Raw genomic sequence first — 22,533 nt, 5'->3', positions numbered from 1 at the left:
ATGGTCAACAGGTAGGGGACAATGGGCTGATAGAAAAAACAATCGTCATATAAGGAGTACAGGCATGGATCGCCTCTCACATACCCCCTCTTATCAACGCGCTGTCAGCAACACTCACAAAAATGATATCGGCAAAAAACAAGAAGCTGACGGCTCAATTACCGATAGCACTAATATCAATACCACTAATAGCAGTGCCCATCTAGCGGCTTCCCATCTAGAAGCGCCGCAAAAGCAGCCATATGTCTCGCACCAGCCAGACAGCGACGGCCATATTGCCTATAGCGATGATGAGCACCTCATGTGGCAAACGCTGCTCGAGCGACAAGCCAAACAAATCCCCAATCGCGCCTGTTCAGCATATTTAGACGGCCTAACAAAGCTGCAGCTACCCATCACCCAAATTCCGCAATTGGCTACTATCGATGATGTCTTGCAAGCGACCACAGGGTGGCAAACGGCTGCTGTGCCAGCATTGATTAGCTTTGGTAAGTTTTTTAAACTGCTCTCCCAGCGGCGTTTTCCTGTTGCGACTTTTATTCGCCGCATGGATGATATGGACTATATCGAAGAGCCGGATATCTTTCATGAAATCGTTGGCCATTGCCCGCTGCTGACTCATCCTGCATTTGCCGCTTTTAATGAAACCTATGGTAAATTAGGTCTCAACGCCAGCAAAGAAGAGCGGTGGTTTTTGGCGCGCCTCTATTGGTTTACCATCGAGTTTGGACTGGTAGGCCATGCCCCAAAAGACCGCAAAATCTATGGTGGCGGTATCTTAAGTTCACCGTCTGAGACATTATATGCGCTGAGCGACACGCCTGAATATCGGGCGTTTGATTTGCTCGATGTGCTGCGCACCCCTTATCGTATCGACCATATCCAGCCTATTTATTATGTGATTGATGAGCTGGATACGCTGTTTGATATCGTCGACAGCGATATCATGGGCGTGGTCAAGCAAGCGATGTCACTTGGGTTATTTGAGCCGACCTATCCAGAAAAATCCCATTAAAATTTTATAAACATCCCTCTACTGCACAGGCACATAGCAGTGGAGTGGCGTCAACAAACCTCAGTATCACAAAACAATAAACTCGATAAAAGGACATTATCATGACAGCATTATCACAAAGCAGTTGCGAAGCCTGCCGTATCGGTGCCCCGACAGTCAGTGAGACTGAAGCGCGCGAACTATTAACGCAGATTCCTGATTGGTCACTTATCGAGGTCAATGGTATCCGGCAGTTGCAGCGCCAGTATAAGTTTAAAAACTTCGTCGCGGCCATGGCATTTGCCAATGAGCTTGCCGATATCGCCGAAGCAGAAGGCCATCATCCAGGCATATTGGTAGAGTGGGGGAAGGCCACGGTTACTTGGTGGTCACACAGTATTAAGGGGCTGCATCGCAATGATTTTGTCATGGCTGCCAAGACCGATAGCCTATTTGGTAAATAATCAGGGTAGTAATAATCAGAGCAACTGATTAAACTTGCCACACCAAAGCCAACCCTAACGCCAAATCCACTGGCAATCTAAGGATGTGTGATGCCACCAAAAATACTCACTCAAATCTCTTCTCAACTGGCATTTATGATCTCTGCCATCGTCATCGCTATCATGGGCGTCACCATGATCGGCTTTGGCTGGGTGCCTCATCTCTCATTGATACTCGCTATCTGTGTCCTACTGGCCATCGGTTTGTTTCGAGGCCTCAGCTTCGATGACATGCAAGCGCAGATGGCCTCTGGCGTGATGCGCGGTATTGGCGCGATATATTTATTCTTTTTTATCGGTCTGATGGTCGCCGCCTTGATGATGTCTGGTGCCATTCCGACGCTGATGTATTTTGGTTTTCAGCTGATATCGCCTGAGTATTACTATATTTCAGCATTTGTACTGACCTCTATTATCGGCGTGGCCTTAGGCAGTAGCTTGACGACCGCTGCGACTCTTGGGGTGGCATTTATCGGCATGAGCCATGCGTTTGATGCCAACGTCGCTATCGCTGCAGGTGCGGTGGTGTCGGGTGCGTTTTTTGGTGATAAGATGTCGCCGCTGTCCGATACTTGTACCATCGCCTCATCTGTGGTGGGGATTGATCTGTTTGCCCATATTCGCAATATGATGTATACCACCATCCCTGCATGGATGCTGACCGTGATATTGTTTTGGTTTTTTTCGGGGCAGACGGTGAGCTCGGACTTAAGTCAAGTGACTGTACTACAAAACCAGCTGATAGACAGCGGCTTGGTACAAAACTATGCGGTACTGCCTTTTGTCGTGTTGGTAGGGTTGGCAGTGTTTCGCGTCAACGCCATTTATACCATCATCTGTACTATTTTTGTCGCCCTTATCGTGACCTATTTTCATAGCTCACCCAGTATCGGGCAATTGGGTGGCTATTTGTTTGCAGGCTATACGCCAGCTGAGTCGCTAGAGCTGGGCGAAGTGGCAGGGATGATATCGCGCGGCGGTGTACAAAGCATGTTTTTTACCCAAGCAATCGTGGTGCTGGCGCTCAGTCTGGGTGGCTTGCTGACGGCATTGGGTATTTTGCCAGCATTGCTATCAGGGATTAAAGGCAGCTTGACCACCGCAGGGCGCGCAATCTTTGCCGCGGCGATGTCCGCGCTTAGTATCAATGTGCTGATCGGGGAGCAGTATTTGAGTATTCTACTATCAGGAACAGCGTTTCGCCCGACCTTTGAGCGCTTGAACCTGCATCCCAAAAACCTATCACGCACCATTGAGGATGCAGGTACGGTCATCAATCCACTGGTACCATGGAGTGTATGCGGGGTATTTATTAGTCAGGCGTTAGGCGTTCCTGTACTGGATTATTTGCCTTATGCGTTTTTCTGCTATTTGTCACTACTCTTGACATTGATATTCGGTTTTACCGGTATTACCATCAGCCGCGTAGATGCTCCTAGCGCCAAACCGTCTGCATAGCTCTTCATAAAAAACATAAAAATGATGCCCCAATCGGTCTGCTTGCAGGCCGATTTTTTACGCATGTTGTTTTGATCAGCAAGGTTTTATCAATTTATTCTTATCAATAAAGTTTTCACAGTAGGGCGGCGCTACCCATCGTTTAGCACCAAAGCAGATAATGGCTATATTAATATATGTTGTTGTATATTGAGGAGTGGCGCGGGTGGCGCTTTATGATGTGGTGGGCGGCTATGTGGGTGTGGTCGCTGCAGCCAAGCAAGGCGAGCGTCTGCAGTAGATACCGATGATTGACACCCATGAGGTCAACAAACGTCTGAATGATAATGATACGGATATCGACCAAAAAAACTGGGTGCTCCTCGACGTTCGAGACGCTGATGAGCGCGCCGCCGATGCGATCGAAGGCTCAGAGCACATCTATGTCGGCCATCTCAATGAGCGCTGGCAGGTACTTGATAAGCATCGTCACTATACGTTGATGTGTGCTAGCGGCGCACGAGCCACAGTCGCTACAGGCTGGCTGGCGAGTCAATGCTTTGATAATCTCGACATCTATCTGGGCGGGATAGAAGCGTGGCGCCATGCCAAATATCTTGCTGAGTGATAAGGCATGTCATCAGGCCAGTTATAAAGCATTGGTGCTCTGGTCAGTCTCCACCAAAGCACCAGCCTTTTTGATTAACGCTTAAAATGTTGCCTGCAAACTGACAGACATTTGACGCTCAGGCCCCATCCAGCAGTTGTTGATATCGTAACAGGCACCGACATAGGTTTTATCAAACAAGTTATTGATGCTCGCGCCGACAGCCAGCATCGGACTGATTTGATAATTGCCACCGATATCGACCAAGGTCACGCTTGGTAGCTCATCCGAGTTTTGTTTATCAAGCTGCATGCCGTCTTCGTAGCGTATGCCTGCATTCAGTGTAAGCTTATCTGTGGCGTAGTAGTCGGCCCACAGCGTGGCTTTGTACTTAGCTGTTTGCGCTGGGGTATTGCCGACCACATCAGGGTTGAATTCATCTTTTGTAATCTCAGCGTCGGTATAGCTATAGCTTGCCGCAACATCCACCCAGTCATTGAGCATATGACTGCCTGATATCTCAAAGCCTTTTGACTCAATCTCACCGGTCTGAGTTTGGCTTCTATAGTTGATTTCGTCTGCGACCACGACGTTTTTTTGCGTGATATCAAAGACAGCGAGCGTGCCTTTGGTCGCGCGATCTGAGGACAGATATTTGATACCCGCTTCTAGCTGGTCGGCGGTGGTGGGTTTAAACGCTTCATTGGTAATAAAGTTGCTACCAACGACAGGCTGAAACGACTGCGAATAGCTGGCATAAGGCGATAAACCATTATCCAAATCATAAATGGCCGCCAGACGACCACTGGTTTTTGAGGCATCATTATCGATCGTTTGTGCATCGTACACCGCGCCTTGTGCGGCTTTGGTCTGCTCAGTGATACTCTCAAACTTATCGTGACGCAAGCCAGCAATCACGGTCAAGTCTTGCCACTGCATCTCATCTTGTACATAGAGCCCAAGCTGGCTTTGCTCGATGTCTTCGTCTTGACGATAGGCATCTAGTGGCAGCGTAGCCGTATTTATTTGTGAGAAGTCTGGATTAGATAGGTCAAGGTTTGGCGTACCCGCTGCGCCCGCATCATAGTAAGTCGCGCTACTGTCAGTTTCTTGATACTCAATACCGAACAATAGATTATGTGAGGTATTTTCAGTGTCGAATTGATAAGCCAGCTGGTTGTCTGTGGTCCAGTTTTTCATGCGCTCATCAGTGGTATACGCCACGCGGTTTAAGATCTTATCGCTATTATCGACCAACCCGCCACTATTATACATATTGCGCTGCTCAGCTTCGGCATCGGTGTAGCGTAAGATGTGCTTAAAGGTGAGATTGTCACTGATATCCCAGTTTACCGTAATGCTTGGCATCAGTACTTCTTTACTAAAATGATTCCATTGATCTCCTGCATAGGCGTCGCTGTCTAATTTGCCATAGCTGGCGTTGTAGACCGTACCGACAGCGGGTAGTGGGGTGGATGGTACCATTTCTGGATCATCTTGATAAAACAGATTAGCAAGCACAGAGACATCGTCAGTCGCCTGCCACTCAAGCGATGGATTAATCAGTAATCGCTCTTCTTCGGTGGTCTGCATTTGACCGTCTTTTTGACGTTTGAGCGCCACTAGACGGTAGTTCAGCGCATCGTTGACTGGTCCTGTCGTATCGACCGCTACCTCTTTTAAGTTTTGATTGCCAAGTCGCAGCTGCACTTCGGTTTCTTGCGTGCTCTTTGGGGTTTTGGCGATCTGGTTGACCATACCACCTGGTGCAGCATAACCGTAGAGCGAAGAGGCGGGACCTTTGACCACCTCGACCGCTTCAGTCGCATAGACATCGACTTGTGGCATCAGATTCCACGCGCCATCATAGGGCAGTCTGAGGCCGTCATAAAAGTTTGAGTAGGTCTTAAAACCGCGGATATTATACTCATCAAAGATAGAGACTGTGCCGCGGCTCTCCGAGCTTATGCCTGGCTCATAACGCAAAGCAGCGTTGACACTATCTGCTTGGCGCTTTTGTAACAGCTCCTGATCGATGCGGGTATAGCTCATGGGCGCATCTTCAGGGTCTAAGGCGGTCTTGGTACCGGTGCTGCGATAGCCATCGGCATAGACAGTAATGGCCTCTAACGTGGTCGATGGGGCGATCGAGGTCGCAGCCGTGGTCGTTTCGCTTTTGCTGATGACTTCTTCGCCTGTAGACGACTCAGCACTGCCTGAGTTGTCGATTGTCTTGGCCGCAATCGATTGCGCGGCTGCGATATGACTGATACCCATTAATAGGCCGATCTGTACGGCCAATGTCAGGTGTTTTTTTCGGATGGTTCGGATAGATAGAGGGGGTAAATGAGACCGCATCTGATGTCCTTTTGAACTGAAATGGTTGGCTTTTGGGTACAAAGTTGTAACAATACTTACAACAATAAGAATAATAACATTAATGATAATTGTTATCACTAAAAAATTGCATTCAAGGACTCCGTATAGTCAAATCTAAATTGCTCGATAAAGCGTTGGTTTTCTTGCGTGCTGTACCTGCGCTGCTCGATGCTGCGTAAAACGACACTTCATCTCGCCATATCGTTTTTATATCGGATTGACTATAGAAGTATCGACCACTGCGAGTAGTGCGTATCGTGCCAAGCGCGCGTCATTTATTTGAGCATCGCAATGGCGTCGATGCTGGCACGCTGCCGTTCTTCAGCGTTTAGCTCTATCAGTCGGCCTGCTTTCATCAGTAGCAATCGATCGGCATGCTCAAAATAGCTGTCGTCGTGACTAATGATAAACAAGGTTTTGCCCATGGCTTTGAGCTTAGGTATCAGTGTTTGATAAAACACACGGCGAAAGGCAGGGTCTTGGTCTGCGGCCCATTCATCGAGGAGGAGGATGTCTTTTTGTTCGGCGACAGTGATGAGCATGGCCAGTCGTTTTCGTTGGCCTTGTGACAGCTTATCGGTAGAGAGGGTGTCGTCAGTGATGCTCACTTTGTCTTGCAGATTGAGCTGATGCAGCCATGTATCCGTCAGTACTCGATCAGGCGCTTGTCCTTTAGGGCCGATGAGCTGCGTAAACAGATGCTGATCGCTAAAAATCGCCGAAAACAGCTGGCGATAATCGGCGCTACTTTGTAAGTTGTTAGTTTGTAAGTCGCTACTTTGTGAATCGCTGTTTTGAGAATGAATGAGCTTTCCATCGACTGTTACGGTGCCCGTCGTTGGGGCAAAAATCCCCGTGATGATCTTGGCCAGCGTAGACTTACCGCTACCATTTGCCCCTATCAAAAACACCACATCGCCACGTTGCAAGGTTAGCGTGACAGACTGTAAGATATCATCGGCATGCTCGCTGTCGACAGCTGTCACATTTTGGCTATCGGTGTTGTGTGGGTAGCGATAACAGATATCCTGAAAACAGATGGTTTGCCAGTTTGTCGCCGCGCTGTCTGTTTGAAAATCCGGCTGATAATCAGCAAGTGCCAACGCCTGTATTTTTTCTAACGCCACTTGGGCAGTTTGTAGCGTGGGATAAGCGCCGACAGCATGTAGGAGCGGGGACTGCATAAATAAAATCGTCAAAGAAAACGTCGTGGCCACAGCCATGGAGATGCCCAGAGAGCTTGCGACAGCAAAGATGATACCAATCGCGGCAAACATCATGATATTGGACCAGTTTACTGCCGATAAATGAAAGGTGTCAGACTTGGTCACGGTCTGTTCATAGGCCTTGGCGTGCCGCAAAAAGTCGTCGTTATACAGTCTTTGGGCGCGGTGTTGGTTGAGCGCCAGCTCTTTACGCCCTTCTATGATGGACTGATAATCTTGGTATAAATTATCATTGATCTCGCGTAGCTCTGTCAGATGCGTATAGACGTGCTTGACCAAAATAGTACTGATCCAAATCGTCATCACAATCCAGAACATGACAATCAATAACAATGGCAGCGACAGCCAGCCCAGATACAGCCCGACACCTACCGATAAAATCACGCCTTGTACCAGCTCTGGCATGCGTACAAACGCGGTGGTGATAGACTGAATGTCAGAGGATAGGCTGGCAAGTAAGCGCGCGCTCCCTAGATTATCTATCTGCGGCACGGCGGTGTCGATGATTTGTTTGACCAGTTTTGTCCGTAGCTCATAGACAAATCGATGACCCAAGCGTGTGAGGGCATATTGTGCTAAAAACGTGGTCGTTAGCAATAGCAGCACCAATAGTGAAAACTGCCCCAAGCTCTGCCATGATAAAGCACTAAAGACAGACTGGCTGATAAAGGTGTGATTGATATACGCAATGATACCGACGCTGACGGCGGCATTGAGCAGGTTTAATAAAACAACTTTTAAAAACGGCAGGCGATAGTGCGCCCATACCATATGATACAAAGAAGCGGCAGGGCGAGGGGACATAAAGACTCAATAAATATACGTTTTTGAGGGTTTTAAAGAAGCTTGGCGTTCGCCCTATAGATGCTTATAAGGCTGAACGCTGATAAAAAACAAATACAGGCTATATAAATAAAAGCTATGACAAGTAGAAGCTATAAAAAATAGCTTTTTATATCGATTCCTTGTCCTTGCTCTGCGACTGGGTGAAAAAACACAGCCTAAGAAGCCGGCTGAATGTCTAGTTTAAACTCCCACGAGGTCGCCGTCGTCGCCGTGCTATCAGGATAATTGATCTTATCCAAACGCACACGCGCATAGCTGTTGCCTTCAGCAGATCTGATAAGGGCGCCTTGAGCACTATCAAGTGGTTTGGCATTTAGCTGATGGGTCATGCCATTGTAGGTGTACCAGCCAAAATCCAAATTCGGGAAGTTGCCAGTATACGCAGGGTTGAGATCCGAGCCTTTACTGTCAATAACCCAGCTTCTGGCGCTTAGTGGCTTGTCGTAGTCTGCGGTGCTGGTGAGGTCGGCTAAGGTCGCTGCACTACCATCGGTGATAAATTGACTGACAATAGGCTCGTCTTTTGCGTCATAATATCCTGCTGGTGTGGCGGCAAGATAACCGCCAATCTTACCACTGCCCGAATCTCCACCATTTAAAATCACATCATTACGCTTAAAGCCGATCTGCCAAGTGCTGTCTTTGTCCGTGCTGCTTTGGCCTGTTTTTAGGTCGACATATACCCAATCATCATTGCTGGTGGCGTTGATGGTTTGGGTCTGTACCTTGTTTGGTAGCGCCGTATCAATCCAGCGAATGGTTGGGTAGCCAGATTTTCCAGCATCATTGTAGTAGTTGGTGATTTGCAAGGCATAGATCGGCTGCTGGACGCTGCTGTCTGTCATGGCGCTACTACTGTCTGTGGTGACCATATAGACGCGGTTGTTGGGATATAGCTGATGATTGCCTTGTAAGTTGTACTCAAACCAAGGCTTGGCAGTAAACACCCCGCCGCTGCGGTCTTCGTTATAGTGCAGGCTGATGTCACGGCCTGTATCAGGGTCAAGGGTGGCATTGGTATAACGGCTCAGATCAGACCAATCGATCAAGCCAAAAACCCCGCCCATGCCTGCGCCAGAGTCGCCACTATTGGACCAAAGCTTGACCGAACGTGCTTGGTTTTCAAACTTAATATCCCACGTATCGCCGTCACATGAGCTTTCAGCTTGGGCATCAAAGTCATAACAAGTGGCACTATCAGGTGCTAGGTTGGTGACTTGCCATGTGGCGGTTTCGCTAAAGCTGGCACTGCTGGCAGGCGGTGTGCTGCCATCATTATCGCTATTTCCGTTATTGCCACTACTCGAGCCATCACTGCCGCCACCGCAGCCGGTCATGCTAAGGGCTAATAGGCTGCTGCTAAAAAGTAGTGCCAATTTGGTCGGCTTGGTGCTCATTGCTAGGGTGGGTTTGGTCATGTCAGGCTCCTTGATGGTTGTTGTTTTGGCTAAAGATAAAAACAGCGCTATAGACAGAGTTTTTTAAACAATTGTTTTAAAAAAGTTGCTTTAATATAAGTGCGGGCAAGGGCTTACCAGTGATAGCTGGCACCCAGTAACCATTCACGATTGTCGATCGGGCGATAGTCACTGGCATCGGTGACATCCCGCTGTACATCGAAGATATTATTAATCGCCGCGTATAGGCTCAGGTTTGCCGTCATGTCATAATTGAGCTTGCTATCGAGCGTCCACCAAGACGGCGAGTACGTCTGTGCGCTGGTGCTGACGAGCTGTTTGGATTCGTAGTTGAGGCGCGGGATCAGCTGTAGCTTGTCGTTGATTTGATAGTCAAGTGCCAGCATGGCCTTGTGATTGGGCTTATAGGTCAGCTCGGTATCGGTGACATTGTTGTGGGTCTTGAGATATGCATAGCTGGCTTGTAGTTTGGCGCGCTCGTCCACTTGCCAGTCGATACCGATATCGCCGCCGTAGGTTTTGGCGCTATCGACGTTCATATATTTATAAACAGCGATATTGCCATCAAAGGTCGCATTGTCTTCATCGGTTTGGATAAGGTCGTCAACGTCATTATAAAAACCATTGACAGTGAGGTTGAGTGTATCGCTCAGCTGACCTTGGTAGCCGATTTGGTAACTGGTTGAGGTCTCCGGCTGCAAGTTTGGGTTGCCCATCACTTTATAGCCCAAATTGCTATGATCAAAGACGTAGTAGCGCTCTTTTAGATTGGGCACGCGATAACCGCCGCCAATACTGCCGCGCAAGATATGCTCGCGGCCGCTGGCGTCCAAATGGTTGTATTTGAGCGATACTTTTGGCGCCGTATGGCCACCAAAGTCTTCATCGTTTTGGTAGCGAATCCCGCTCAGTACCTCCCAGTTCTCACCGATTAGCCAGTCGTCTTGTATATACAGCTCACCGACGTCACGGCTGACCTCATCGCTGATCAGCTCGCTGACTTGGTTTTTCGTTTGGCTCAGCTTGTCTTGTTGAAGCTGCCCGCCGACCTGAATAAGATGAATGTGATCGCCGGATAGCACCAACTCAGGTAGGTCGAGCTGTGCCTGCGCTAGCGTGGTACTGATGTCGGTGTCACGGGCGCTGGTAATGGTCTGCTGGGTTTTGGTATTAGACTCACTTTGATAGTCCTCATGCAGCGCTTGAGCGGACAGCCGATAGGTCTTGCTACGATCGTCTGCATGCGGCGTGATATCAGCACGCGCACCGACACTAAAGCGCTGTTTGCTGATGTGCTCATCTCGCTGCTGCGCCAAATAGCGCGGTGCCACATAGTAATTAAAGCGGCTGACGTCATCTTCTTTATAGTGACTGGCCTCTAGCCAATATTGAGCGTTTTTGACCATGCGGCTATCGTCGCTACTATTGCTATCGTTTGACATGCCTTTGCCATCAGGGCGATAGCTTAGGCGTGCGCTGATTTGTGACTGCTCGCTGGCGTCTTTGAGTCTGGGCCACGCTTTATGATCCAAGCTCAAGCCATCATTGTCTAGATATGAGCCTGATAGGCGCGCCTGAAAACGCTGGTCTTTATCTAAAGCGCCTTCTACGCTGGCTTCGACATAGCGTTTGTTGGCGTCTATTTCTTTACCTGATGGGTTTTGTTCACCATTACTGGCAATCTCGGTGGTGATATGTCCTGTCGCTGCACCGATAGGTTTGGTGATGATATTAATCACCCCGCCCATGGCTGCACTGCCAAACTGCGCTGACGCCGCTCCTTGTACCACTTCTATTTGCTCGATATCCATATTCATGTATTGATTTAAGTTCACCGTCGAGCCCGTACTGGCGGTAATCGGTAAGCCATCGATGAGCACCAATACCTGATCGCCGGTGAAGCCTTGCATACTGACTTCATAGCCTGTCTTGCCATGGACTTCGCGCAAGTAAACATTGGGCAACAGCGCCAGTGCTTCTTTTAAGGTATGGGCGTGGTTGTCATCGAGCGTTTGGCGGCTCAGTACTTGCATCGCAACTGGCGCATCGCTTAAGGCACGCTCTGAGCGTGTGGCGGTCACCACGATAGGGTCGAGACGGACGCTTGGTAGGGCAGAATCATCGGTAAGCTCAGGAGTGTCGTCCACAAAGTCTGCTGCTTGGACGCTGACAGGGGCCAACGCAAATAACGCCAAGGCGATGCTAGTGACCAAATCACGCTGTCGCCACTGTGGTAAACGAGTAGAGAAGCGGGTATCTGGTAAATAAGAGCGAAGCGGGGACATCGACATAAACAAAACAACCTTCGTAAAAGAGAAAGCAAAAAACAGAGAGGTTTGACGCTCTGTTTTATTAAAGTTATTTATCAAAACAACAAAATAAGCGGTTAGCGGTGATTTAATCCTTCAAGGTTCTGTTACTTAAAAACTCAATGCGAGTAACAAAGCCCAGACATCATATTTCAAACGATAATAATTATCAACAAGTAAATGATAATTATTTCTATTTACAAACTAAAAAATTGTTGCCATAATCATTCCCGTTCAATACCGCCTGACAAAAACGATAAGCACAAACATGGAGCGCTGCCATTTTGCTTGATTTAATGAGATAGATTTGGCCAAAGGCGGCGATTATTATTCAGTCATTTATCTCTTTGCTGTACATCTCTTTGCGCGTATATAGCGAGCTGATTGGCTTTTTATTATTTTTTTTATGGAGACCCTCATGAGTCAACCGTTATCTTTAATCACAAAAAATACCGAGCTGTGGCAACAGTACCAAGCACTAAAAGCAAACACGCCGATGCTGTTTCCGACAGAAGGGGCGGCGGCATTGGGGGTCAGCGAGTTTGAGCTGATGCTCGCATCGCCTTACAGTCAGTACATCGGAGATCAGTGCAAAACGGTATTACAGCAGTTTGCACGCTTTGGCAGTGTTGAGAGTATCGTCAGAAACGATCTGGCCGTACATGAAAAAACCGCGCCGTATCACAATTTAAAACTCGGCGAAAAGATGGGATTGGCGCTCAATGTTGGTGGTTTGGATTTACGGTTTTTTATGTGGCAGTGGCAGCATATGCTGGCGGTCACCGATACCAGTCGCACAGGCAAACCGTCTTATAGCATTCAGTTTTATAACGGTCAGGGAGCGGCGATTGATAAAGTCTATCTGCGCGAATTAAGTGATGAGAATATCGCCAGCTGGCAAGCGCTGATTGCGGCGCAGCAGCAGACGGTAAATACGGAGACGCTGACGTTAGAGGTACAAGCGCCGCTAAGTGACTGGCGTTACAAGGCGCTGGATGAAGGCGCACGCACGCAGCTCCAACAAGGCTGGCAGGCAATGACAGATGTGCATCAGTTTCATTCATTATTAAAAAATCTCGATATCGACCGTGCCAGCAGCTACCGTCAAGCGCCAGAGCAGATGACGCAGCAGCTTGAGGTTAGCGCTGTCGAAGCGGTATTTACGCAGGCCCGTGATGCCAAATGCCCGATTATGATATTTGTCGGTAATAGCGGACTTGTGCAAATTCAAACGGGTACGGTGCAGACGCTTAAACGCATGGGGGATTGGTTTAATATTTTAGACAAAGACCACAATGACTTTACCCTGCATCTCAAAGACAAAGCTTTGGCGCAAGTATGGTGCGTGAGGCGCCCTACCAAAGACGGCATCGTGACTTGTATTGAGGGCTTTGATAATAAAGGGTCGAGTGTCTTTAGCGTGTTTGGTCAACGACTCGAAGGCACACCTGAGCTGGCTGAATGGCAGCAAATAGTTGCTAATGTTGTCGACGAACATGGCTATACAGAAGCGTCAGCACCAGCAGTCATGGCTGAAGTAGAGAGCGCATAAATCAATCATAAAAATCAATTTTGGATAATTATTTAACATTAATGGCTTATAAATATAGTCAGTTCAAAATAAAATCGAGACGCTCATATGAACGTGCAACTGGTATAAATTTATAAGCATTTTGTTTTGAGTTGGCTATATATAGGGTCATTTTTTACGTTAGTAAATTAGGAATACGTATGCTTTCTGCCTTATCAAAAACAACACCCACGCACTCAGTTATCAATAAAAAACATACCCGTGGTGCTATCAGTACGGCTGCCATCCTTAGTATATTGGCCGTGCCGTCGCTTTCTGCTCAAGCTTATGAGCGTATCGTCGCCATGAGTCCCGATGTCGCCGATGTGGTCGTGGCGCTAGGAGCGACCGATAAGCTGGTGGGTAAAGATGCTACCAATAAAAATCCGGCGCTAAAGAGCGTGCCCGCTGTGGGCATGCACCGTAATATCACCGCCGAGTCGGTGTTGGCAGTCAAGCCTGACTTGGTGCTCGGCAGCTATATGGTACAGCCGGCGAGTATCTATCAGCGCCTAAATGGACTAAAAGTCAAAGCCGTCAATGTCGCACCCAAAGAAGAGGTCAGCACCTTTGCCAGCAGTATCAAGTCCATCGGCAGTTATGTCGATAAAAAAGCTGCCGGGTCGCAGCTCGCCAAGCGTTGGCAGGCAGGGATGAGTCCTATGGCAAAAACCGGTAAGCGCTATCTGCTAAGTTACGATGGCCGTATTGTCGCTGGCAAGGGCACAGTAGGCGATGAGCTGATTCGCCGTGCGGGCGGAATCAATGCCGCCAACGTATCGGGGCTAAAACCCTTGTCGAGAGAAGGCTGGCTGGCCGCCAAGCCTGATGTGATTATCATTGCCGAGCATAATGAGGCGGTCGTTGGCGGTGTCAGTCAATTTAGTAAGCGTCCTGAGGTTGCTGCCAGTACAGCAGGTAAAAATGGCGGCGTCCATTTTTGGCCAGCCGATGATTTTTTGCGTTATGGCTTACAGTCGCCTGAAGTGCTAAAAAAGCTAAATGCACTCGCAAAATAGCCTAAGTAAACAATCTAAATCAAGCAAGTATACTCACTGAGTTTTTATCTACATAAAACGATACTTTCCATGGCAAATACACTAACAGCACCGACCTCTGTATTATCAAGTAAATACAAGCACAGCCTTTATTATCTGGTGGCGGCGGCCATATCACTGCTACTGATTTGGCTGGCCCTTGGTATTGGCTTTGGCGACTGGTCAAGCCCCAATCATCTTGACGATACTATCTGGCAGCTGCGCTATCCGCGCGTGGTGACGGCATTGCTGGTTGGTATGGCGTTGTCTGTGAGCGGGGCGGCGCTGCAGGCATTGTTTGAAAACCCATTAGCCGATCCGAGCCTAATCGGTACGTCAGGTGGGGCAGCGCTTGGGGTGGTGCTGGTATTGGCGTTGGGGTTTGGCGGCGTTGGCATACCGCTTGCCGCTTTTAGCGGAAGCGTATTAGTGTGTTTGTTTATTCTCGCTTGTCATCGGTTTTTGGGCGGCGGGCAGATGGGTCTGCTGATATTAGGGTTTGTGATCAGTGCGTTTTGTGCGGCCGTGGTCAGTCTGATTTTATTTATGTCTGATGATATGGTGCTGCGCTCGGCGACCAATTGGCTGTCGGGCAGTATGGCGGAGGCAGGGTTTGTGCCGCTGCGCTATGCGATGATTTCTATGATCTTGGGGCTGGCTATCTTATTACCCTTAGGTCGGCAGTTAGATGGGTTGATGCTAGGGGAGGCCGCTGCTAAGTCCTTGGGTATCAAAGTGGGAGTGGTGCGCTGTCTGGTGGTGATTGCCTCGGCATTATTGACAGGAGCGGCGGTATCCTTAGCCGGCGTCATCGGCTTTATTGGCATGATGGTGCCCAACCTACTGGCTATTTTGTTTGGTGGCGGGCGTATGCGGCTGATGATTTGGTCGGGCTGGCTTGGGGCGATATTATTGCTGCTCATTGATGGCACAGCGCGGCATGTCGCTTATCCAGTGGATGTGCCTGTTGGCATCGTTTTAGCGCTGCTTGGTGGCCCCTTCTTTATTTGGCTATTTGTGCGCAGTAGCCGCCGTTAATTGATAGGAGTAACTATGCTTGATTCATTTTTTCAAAGTGGACGCAGCGCTGCGGCAGCAAAACCCGTGTGGCCAGTACGGTCAATGCAAACAGGGCAACCGAGTCAAAATAATAATACAAGTCATGAGAAAGCAAGCGAGCTGTTGTCGATGCAAGATATTCATATCTCGCATGGCGACAAAGTGCTGCTAAAAATAGATAAGCTAACCGTGCCAAGCCAAAAGCTCGTCGCCTTTATCGGGCCCAATGGTGCAGGTAAAAGCACATTATTGCATACAGTATTGGGTCAGCATACTGGGGTGGCGTTAAAAACACAGGGGTATATCACGGCTCAAGGCCAGCCTATCGATGAGATGATGCGTGATGGTCATATCGCTTGGGTTGGGCAACATGAGCGTTTTGAGCTGCCGCTTACGGTGCTTGATTATGCGCTATTGGGCGTCTCGCCAAACCTTGCTTGGTATCAGCGGCCAAATCGTCACCATGTTGATCGCGCGCAAACCTTGCTGCAAGATTTTGAGCTGTCAAATCTAACCGATGCCCGTGTGCAAACCTTGTCAGGCGGGGAAAAGCAGCGCTTGGCTATCGTGCGGGCGCTGATGCAAGACACCAAAATCATGATGTTTGATGAGCCGACCAACCATCTTGACATTCGCCATCAGCGTTTTTTATTGCATTATTTACACACCCTGGTACATGAGCAGCGCAAAAGTATCTTGGTAGTGCTGCATGACTTGACCCATGCCTATCGTTATACCGATGAGGTGGTACTACTAAACGGTGGGAGAGTTATTGCCCAAGGCACGCCTACTGAGGTAATGACCCGTCAACGACTCAGCGCTGCCTATGATGTCGATATCAAGGCACATCAGACCGAAGATGGGATGGTGTTTGTATGATTTGGCAGATAGTCATGGTCAATAAAGACCGATAATCATTAACTGATGATGGACGCCTTAAAACCCTGCTTTGGCCTGCAGGGTTTTGAGGCGTCTCAAAACTTGCCGTTCAGCAGTAAGCGATAAATATCATAAAACTTATAAAGGATAAATTATGCATATCACGGCAAATTTCGATGCAGGTAATATCGATATTATCAATACACAAAATAAAAACGACATTCAACTGGCGATTCGACCAGACGAGGGGGGCGAATTTTTTCAGTGGTTTAATTTTCGCCTAACAGGTCAGGCAGGTGAGCAGTACACTTTAAATATCGTCAACGCAGGGGAGGCGTCATACGTTGCAGGGTGGGAAAACTACCAAGCAGTTGCTTCGTATGATCGGGAGTATTGGTTCCGTCTGCCTACCACTTATAAAGACGGCAAGTTGACTATAGTGGCAGACTTGGAATATGACAGTATTCAAATTGCCTATTTTGCCCCATACAGTTATGAGCGTCATCAAGACCTGCTGGCGGCTGTCCAAACGCACCCATTGGTAGCGTTGGAGCATCTGGGCGAGACCCTTGATAAGCGTGATTTGACGTTAGTAAAAATCGGTAATGGTGATGGCAGTAGTGAAACGCATAAACGCAGCATTTGGATTACCGCTCGCCAGCATCCCGGCGAGACGATGGCAGAGTGGTTGGTTGAGGGGTTGATATATGCGTTGCTAGACAGCGATAATGCCACTACCAAGCAGCTATTAGAAAAAGCCGATGTCTATATCGTGCCAAATATGAACCCCGATGGTAGTGTGCGTGGACATCTACGGACCAATGCTGCTGGTACCAACTTAAACCGTGAATGGTCTAACCCAAGCTTGGACAAAAGCCCTGAGGTCTTTTATGTAATCAATAAGATGGAGGAGACTGGCGTTGACCTCTTTTATGATGTGCACGGCGATGAAGCGTTGCCATATGTGTTTTTAGCCGGCTCACAGGGCACGCCAAGCTATAATGATCGTCTGGCACATTTGCGTGATAGATTCTCAGAGGTGTTAAAGCTTGCTTGTGCAGATTTTCAGTCTGAATATGGCTATGAGATCGACGCACCAGGCACCGCAAATATGACCGTCGCTACCAATTGGGCAGCCGAGCATTTCGATTGTCTGGCCAATACGTTGGAGATGCCTTTTAAAGACAATGATAATAGCCCTGATGCAGTGACAGGCTGGTCGCCTGAGCGTTCTATGAGACTGGGTGAGGCATCGTTGGTTGCGATGTTGGCAGTCGTCGATGATTTACGCTAGTTTTAAAAATCTAGGCATCGTTGGTTGCGATGTTGGCAGTCGTCGATGATTTACGCTAGTTTTAAAAATCTAGCCACCGATACTGTTTGAGCCTTCAATATCTCTTGTTATTACTATCTAAAAATAGCGCCTACAAGGGCGCTATTTTTTTTGTCAAAAAAAAGAGAACAATGATAAAGCGGTAAATACTGCCCTTATCGAGATTATTATCAAGGCTTTTTCATCGAAGTGTCATAACTGACCGATACACTGCTGAGCTACACAAGACAAGTAGTTTAATAAATGACGATTAAATAGACAGTAAGCGACTAGGTGAGTGGATATGTTAGAGCTAAGACAAGTGACAAAAAAATATGAGGACAAGGTAATATTTGAGGATCTTTCACTCAGGATAAATAAGGGTGAGATAGTGTCCATCTTAGGGCCATCTGGCTGTGGTAAGACCACTTTATTGCATATGATTTTGGGGTTGACCGACATCAATGGCGGCCGCATCGCCTATAACGGCGAGGACATTACTCGCGTCTCCATGAGGCAAAGAGGCTTTAATATCGTCTTTCAGGACTATGCGTTATTTCCCAACCTGAGTGTCAAACAAAATATCGAATATGGTCTGCGTAACAATCCGAATATGAGCACACAACAAGAAGTCGATGAACTGGTCGACTTGCTCGACATCAAAGCCCATCTAAATAAGCGTATTCATCAGTTATCTGGTGGTCAAAAGCAGCGTGTCGCGCTGGCACGTACATTGGTGATGAAGCCAAAGATACTGTTATTAGACGAGCCGTTATCGGCACTAGATGGAGTAATTAAGGAAACCGTCAAAGCGCGCATTCGTGAGATTGCCGTGCGCTATCAGCTGACTACCTTGATCGTCACCCATGACCCCGAAGAGGCGATGACGTTATCGGATCGTATCCTACTGCTATCAGAAGGCAAGGTGGCGCAGTTCGCTCAGCCCGCTGAAATCATACACAACCCTGCCAATGATTTTGGCACCAACTTCATTCTTAATCAGCTCAATATCAAACGCCGCAATATCTTAAGCTTATTTGCTGATGGTCTCTCTGAAACCGACCCGCTGAGCAAATACACGCAAACTCAAAACTATGGCCACCATGAGGCTGATATTAGCTCCCGTCCTACAGACTCTCATACTCTCACCGCTCATGATAAGCAACAGTCAAAAAACGCGGTAAAAGGCTAAGCTGATAAAAGTCTGTAGTAACTGTATTGGTGACTGAGAGACTGACGATAGATGTCATTTAGTAAAAACCTGACCATTTGATTGTTTTGGACGTTTATGAAGCTAAGTAACCCACCCCAAGCAAAAGCCATTTGGCTATTTGTGACGATTTTATTCATCGTTTTTTTATTTGTACCCTTAGGTAAGATGCTGGCGCTGTCACTAAATGTCAGCGATGGTATCGGCTTGGACAATTATACCGCCATCGCAAGTAGTGATGGCTTTCAGCAAGTAATGCTTAATAGCTTTTTTGTGGCGACGATAAGTGCGCTGAGTGCCACCGTGCTCGCTTTTATCTTAGCTTATACCGTGCATTGGACCAATTTACCAAAGGGCTTTAAAAAGGTCATCAAGGTTGCCGCCTTATTGCCCATGTTGTTGCCTACGGTGACTGAATCGCCCTGACTATATCGGAGAGTGATTTACTTGAGTCAGGCAGCAATGCCTGACAGGGTTAAATTATCATAATAATGCTTTTCAAACTCAAAGGGTAGCACACAACCAATCGTACTATGCAGTCGTATTTTGTTGAACCAGTCTACCCATTAAAGAGTTGCCAATTAAACATCGTTCACGTCCTGCTAGATCACCTCAGATTTATCATTCAGCCAATGCTTTGTCATATGAATTAGCTGTGGTACCGACAGAAGCAATCACGCCGGAGTCAGTCATCTTTTCAGTGTAACGAATGGATAATTACTGAACCCCTCGATCACTGTGATGAATCATATTTTTAGGGTTGTTTCTATCAGTTATCTCTTCATTAAACGCTCTATAGTACACCGAGCAACCTGTAGCTCGTCCGCTTTCATCTGCTGCCAGACCTTACGAGTACCGTAACAGCATTAAGCATGTCACAAAAGGTGGCTTTATGAATGCCTGTGTAGCGTTTAAAATCAGTGTCATTTTGTTTGAGTAGCTTATGTATTCTCTTAATGCGCTCAATGGTATTTTCAACCATATTTAACTATAGCGTGCCGTGCCAGGGTCGTCAGTCGGTCGTAGAGTGCTTTATTAAGCTAAACGGTCTGGTGGTATTCAGGCGTGATGATGACGGGCTATCTGATACACTGATGTGGATTATCTATGCCAATTGGTAAGCGCGGGCTGAGATTTTTGCAGTTTGTTCTTGATATGCTATACCCCAAACAAAATAAAATTGTGAGGCTTTGGTCTTCTAAGTCCTTAGCGCACAAATATCTCTCATATCTGACTGATACCGCGCGTACGGATAGGTTTTTGACCAGTTGTATTCGTATTAAATTTGATGCAGTGGTAAATATCTGCGAGCTGTCAGAGCTTGTTCCTACATTATCACGGCTTGTGCCGTGGCAAGTTGTGCCAGAGATTGCGGTTAACCTACCATCAACTCAGAACATGGACGTCAAGGTTGCGGTGGCTGGCGAGGTCATCGCAGTAGTTGATTTTTCCCCTTTTTGAAATATTTAAGAATAAATTTGACATATCATAACCCTAGGGTTATATTGTACTTAATAATTTATAACCCTAGGGTTATGGTTATTACAATAGAAATGAATTTTGATTATAGGAGGTTTTTATTAAGTCATCCGAGCTTATAGATATGCTCATAGCAGATGGATGGTATTGGGTCGCCACTAAGGGTAGTCATTTCCAGTACAAGCATAAAACTAAAAAGGGCAGGGTTACTGTCCCACACCCTAAAAAAGACCTACCGAAAGGTACTGTTAATAGTATTTTCAAACAAGCTGGATTGAAATGATCCAGTGGCTTTAGCAATAGTTAGCTTTGTTTGTAAACGAAGCTAACGTTTGACTACAGCTAACTTGTAAATACTAATAAAAAATCTGTTTTGAAATAATCTATACCGTTGAATTAATAAAACCTATATAAAGGAGTCTAGCCATGTTTTATCCTATCGCAATCGAGAGAGGAGATAGTCATACAGCGCATGGTATCCGTGTACCTGATTTACCAGGATGCTTTTCTGCTGCTGATAACTATCAAGATGCTGTTGATATGGCGATTGAAGCTATTGAGCTGCATTTAGAAGGCTTGGTAGAAGACGGAGAACAAATCCCACTTCCTTCTGATATCGGTGCTTATATGGATAATCCAGAGTACGAAGGTGTAACTTGGGCTTTAGCGCCAGTCGATGTAAATCGTTATCTCGGAAAAACTGAAAAAATCAATGTAACTTTGCCAAGCCGTCTGATTCATATGATTGATGAGAAAGTTGCAAGCAATAAAGAACGTTATAAGAGTAGAAGTAATTTTATTGCATTATTGGCAGAAAAGAATTTTTTTGCACATTGATATTGGCTATTTAACAAAAGGGGCTGTCCTAGATAAGTAAAATTATTTAGAACAGCCCCTTTTATTTAACAACATTGTAGAGGTGCTAGTAGATAATGACAATTATTTAACAAAGACTAAAAACTAGGTATGACATGGGTTTAAAGGGCTTGAGGTAATGCGAGGTGATGTCTAAATACAATGATTGGCGCGCCCACCACGCTTCAATCAACAGGATATAGATCTTTATTTATAGGGACTCAAGGTTTTATTTTTATTATATGCACAGCAATATGTACAACATTTCACTACCATTAAACTGCTTTTTATCTATGCGAGTAGAACCAGCTCAGTTACAAAAATTACGCTTATCTGAGTCGTTTCCTATCGATGAAGTTTAGTATTTAATCATATAACTTATGACAAAGTTATTATTTTTTAGTATTGATCGATGTGTTCAGTAATAGAATTATTATTTTTATTAGGCTACATACGCCAGTCACTTACTTGCTACAAAATACTGCTTGCTACTTTCTTTCATGGGGTTGAATTGTGGAATGCTGCACGCGCTCAATAATGGCGCTTAAATGTGTGCGTTTTTAATGCATTTATGTGCATCGCGCATTGCGATTGTCTAAATATAGCTAATTTATAGCTACGTTTTTTAATGCGTTTGGCTGCATCATGCTAGTCTAGAACCTAATCAGCATGGTTGCTAGCTAGTGTGTCGGTTGATGCCAGTCTTATTATTTTCTGGTGCCTTGGTGCCTTGGTGCTTGCTTGGTTCCGCTATAACGGTGTGCTGATATCGGTTTGCGAGTTTGGCACCAAGAGCAAAAACGCCTTTTTTGGTGCTTAACTTTTCGCTTCTTAGTGCCACATTTCCCTAATTAAGTTTCCTAATGCTGTTAGGTTTCCGTCCTCAAGCCTTTGTGTGTATAGCTGTTTCCACTTTATCAGTTTCTAAAACTGACAAGAAATGTTTCCTGATTATCGTCAGTTTCCTGTATTTTTCCTCACCTTCGGCAATGCCAGTGCTGATACTAAAAGCAACTTGCACTTTGCTTGCATGGGGTTAAATTGCTAAACGCACATAGTACGTCGAATTTCTATACGATGAAATATATTACTAATCGAATAAATCTCACATTCAGACTTGCCGAGTAATGTCGAATACCCTTATGATGGATATATTTTGTCTAGAATGGGGTAGTACCTCATCGCTGAAACACGATCTACATCCTATATCCCTGCTCAATAACCAAAAGATACTCCCATGACCAAAAATTTCTCTCAAACAGCGGCTTTCATCTGGTCTGTCGCTGATCTATTACGCGGTGACTTTAAGCAATCGCAATACGGCCGCATCATCTTGCCATTCACACTACTACGCCGCTTAGAGTGCGTACTAGAAGAGACCAAAGCCGCTGTCGTTGCAGAAAACCAGCGTAT

General features: G+C 46.7%; 19 protein-coding genes and 1 pseudogene. 15 read left to right on the top strand and 5 right to left on the bottom strand.

From position 1 onward, the window contains the following. Positions 1-64: 64 nt before the first annotated feature. From phhA to NK638_RS03010, 4 genes are all read left to right on the top strand, one after another. Positions 65-1,015: a phenylalanine 4-monooxygenase gene (gene phhA / locus NK638_RS03025; protein WP_274631890.1), complete on the top strand. Its 951-nt coding sequence runs from the start codon at positions 65-67 to the stop codon at positions 1,013-1,015. A gap of 101 nt (positions 1,016-1,116) precedes the next feature. Further along, positions 1,117-1,458 (top strand): 4a-hydroxytetrahydrobiopterin dehydratase, encoded by a 342-nt coding sequence (locus NK638_RS03020; RefSeq protein ID WP_274631889.1) that lies wholly within the window; start codon positions 1,117-1,119, stop codon positions 1,456-1,458. 90 nt (positions 1,459-1,548) lie between these two features. Further along, a complete protein-coding gene (nhaC, locus tag NK638_RS03015) occupies positions 1,549-2,955 on the top strand; it encodes a Na+/H+ antiporter NhaC (RefSeq protein WP_274631888.1) in 1,407 nt (468 codons plus the stop codon). A gap of 286 nt (positions 2,956-3,241) precedes the next feature. Continuing rightward, positions 3,242-3,562 (top strand): rhodanese-like domain-containing protein, encoded by a 321-nt coding sequence (locus tag NK638_RS03010; RefSeq protein ID WP_274631887.1) that lies wholly within the window; start codon positions 3,242-3,244, stop codon positions 3,560-3,562. A gap of 81 nt (positions 3,563-3,643) precedes the next feature. Here the strand turns inward: NK638_RS03010 and NK638_RS03005 are convergent, their stop codons facing one another. The 4 genes from NK638_RS03005 to NK638_RS02990 all read right to left on the bottom strand — a co-directional run bounded on the left by NK638_RS03005 (position 3,644) and on the right by NK638_RS02990 (position 11,701). Further along, a complete protein-coding gene (locus NK638_RS03005; protein ID WP_274631886.1) occupies positions 3,644-5,899 on the bottom strand; it encodes a TonB-dependent siderophore receptor in 2,256 nt (751 codons plus the stop codon). Between the two features lie 296 nt (positions 5,900-6,195). Beyond that, on the bottom strand, positions 6,196-7,950 hold the full coding sequence (locus tag NK638_RS03000; protein ID WP_274631885.1) for a multidrug ABC transporter permease/ATP-binding protein: 1,755 nt from the start codon (positions 7,948-7,950) through the stop codon (positions 6,196-6,198). Positions 7,951-8,147: 197 nt separating this feature from the next. Beyond that, complete coding sequence (locus NK638_RS02995; protein WP_274631884.1) at positions 8,148-9,410, bottom strand: HmuY family protein; 1,263 nt, start codon at positions 9,408-9,410, stop codon at positions 8,148-8,150. Positions 9,411-9,523: 113 nt separating this feature from the next. Then, on the bottom strand, positions 9,524-11,701 hold the full coding sequence (locus tag NK638_RS02990; protein WP_274631883.1) for a TonB-dependent receptor plug domain-containing protein: 2,178 nt from the start codon (positions 11,699-11,701) through the stop codon (positions 9,524-9,526). Between the two features lie 436 nt (positions 11,702-12,137). Between NK638_RS02990 and NK638_RS02985 the strand changes: the two genes are divergently transcribed. The 7 genes from NK638_RS02985 (at position 12,138) to NK638_RS02955 (ending at position 19,212) form a co-directional block, all read left to right on the top strand. After that, positions 12,138-13,271 carry a ChuX/HutX family heme-like substrate-binding protein gene (locus NK638_RS02985; protein ID WP_274631882.1) on the top strand — a complete coding sequence of 378 codons (1,134 nt, stop codon included), beginning with the start codon at positions 12,138-12,140 and terminating at the stop codon, positions 13,269-13,271. A 179-nt stretch (positions 13,272-13,450) separates the two neighbouring features. After that, positions 13,451-14,308 carry a heme/hemin ABC transporter substrate-binding protein gene (locus NK638_RS02980; RefSeq protein ID WP_274631881.1) on the top strand — a complete coding sequence of 286 codons (858 nt, stop codon included), beginning with the start codon at positions 13,451-13,453 and terminating at the stop codon, positions 14,306-14,308. Between the two features lie 69 nt (positions 14,309-14,377). Continuing rightward, positions 14,378-15,364: a FecCD family ABC transporter permease gene (locus NK638_RS02975; RefSeq protein ID WP_274631880.1), complete on the top strand. Its 987-nt coding sequence runs from the start codon at positions 14,378-14,380 to the stop codon at positions 15,362-15,364. 15 nt (positions 15,365-15,379) lie between these two features. Then, positions 15,380-16,264 (top strand): ABC transporter ATP-binding protein, encoded by an 885-nt coding sequence (locus NK638_RS02970; protein WP_274631879.1) that lies wholly within the window; start codon positions 15,380-15,382, stop codon positions 16,262-16,264. A gap of 154 nt (positions 16,265-16,418) precedes the next feature. Continuing rightward, complete coding sequence (locus tag NK638_RS02965) at positions 16,419-17,558, top strand: M14 family metallopeptidase (RefSeq protein ID WP_274631878.1); 1,140 nt, start codon at positions 16,419-16,421, stop codon at positions 17,556-17,558. Between the two features lie 322 nt (positions 17,559-17,880). Continuing rightward, complete coding sequence (locus NK638_RS02960) at positions 17,881-18,768, top strand: ABC transporter ATP-binding protein (protein ID WP_274631877.1); 888 nt, start codon at positions 17,881-17,883, stop codon at positions 18,766-18,768. A 96-nt stretch (positions 18,769-18,864) separates the two neighbouring features. Next, positions 18,865-19,212 (top strand): hypothetical protein, encoded by a 348-nt coding sequence (locus tag NK638_RS02955; protein ID WP_274631876.1) that lies wholly within the window; start codon positions 18,865-18,867, stop codon positions 19,210-19,212. Between the two features lie 26 nt (positions 19,213-19,238). Here the strand turns inward: NK638_RS02955 and NK638_RS02950 are convergent. Next, positions 19,239-19,646 (bottom strand): annotated as a pseudogene (locus NK638_RS02950) (IS3 family transposase); the annotation flags it as partial. Between the two features lie 247 nt (positions 19,647-19,893). On the opposite strand from NK638_RS02950, the gene NK638_RS02945 reads away from it, so the two are divergent. The 4 genes from NK638_RS02945 to NK638_RS02930 form a co-directional block, all read left to right on the top strand. Next, positions 19,894-20,247, top strand: coding sequence for a hypothetical protein (locus NK638_RS02945; protein WP_274631875.1), 354 nt, complete (start codon positions 19,894-19,896; stop codon positions 20,245-20,247). A gap of 118 nt (positions 20,248-20,365) precedes the next feature. After that, positions 20,366-20,548, top strand: coding sequence for a type II toxin-antitoxin system HicA family toxin (locus tag NK638_RS02940; protein ID WP_198332463.1), 183 nt, complete (start codon positions 20,366-20,368; stop codon positions 20,546-20,548). Between the two features lie 143 nt (positions 20,549-20,691). Continuing rightward, positions 20,692-21,102 carry a type II toxin-antitoxin system HicB family antitoxin gene (locus NK638_RS02935; RefSeq protein WP_105245849.1) on the top strand — a complete coding sequence of 137 codons (411 nt, stop codon included), beginning with the start codon at positions 20,692-20,694 and terminating at the stop codon, positions 21,100-21,102. Positions 21,103-22,357: 1,255 nt separating this feature from the next. Further along, positions 22,358-22,533, top strand: a 176-nt coding sequence (locus tag NK638_RS02930; RefSeq protein WP_274631907.1) for a type I restriction-modification system subunit M N-terminal domain-containing protein, incomplete at its 3' end; no start/stop codon positions are given.

Origin of the sequence: Psychrobacter sp. A3, from assembly GCF_028823565.1 — a bacterium.
Taxonomy (GTDB): Bacteria; Pseudomonadota; Gammaproteobacteria; order Pseudomonadales; family Moraxellaceae; genus Psychrobacter; species Psychrobacter celer.
Note: the sequence above shows the minus strand (reverse complement) of the source record. Positions and strands in the feature narration are given on the sequence as shown.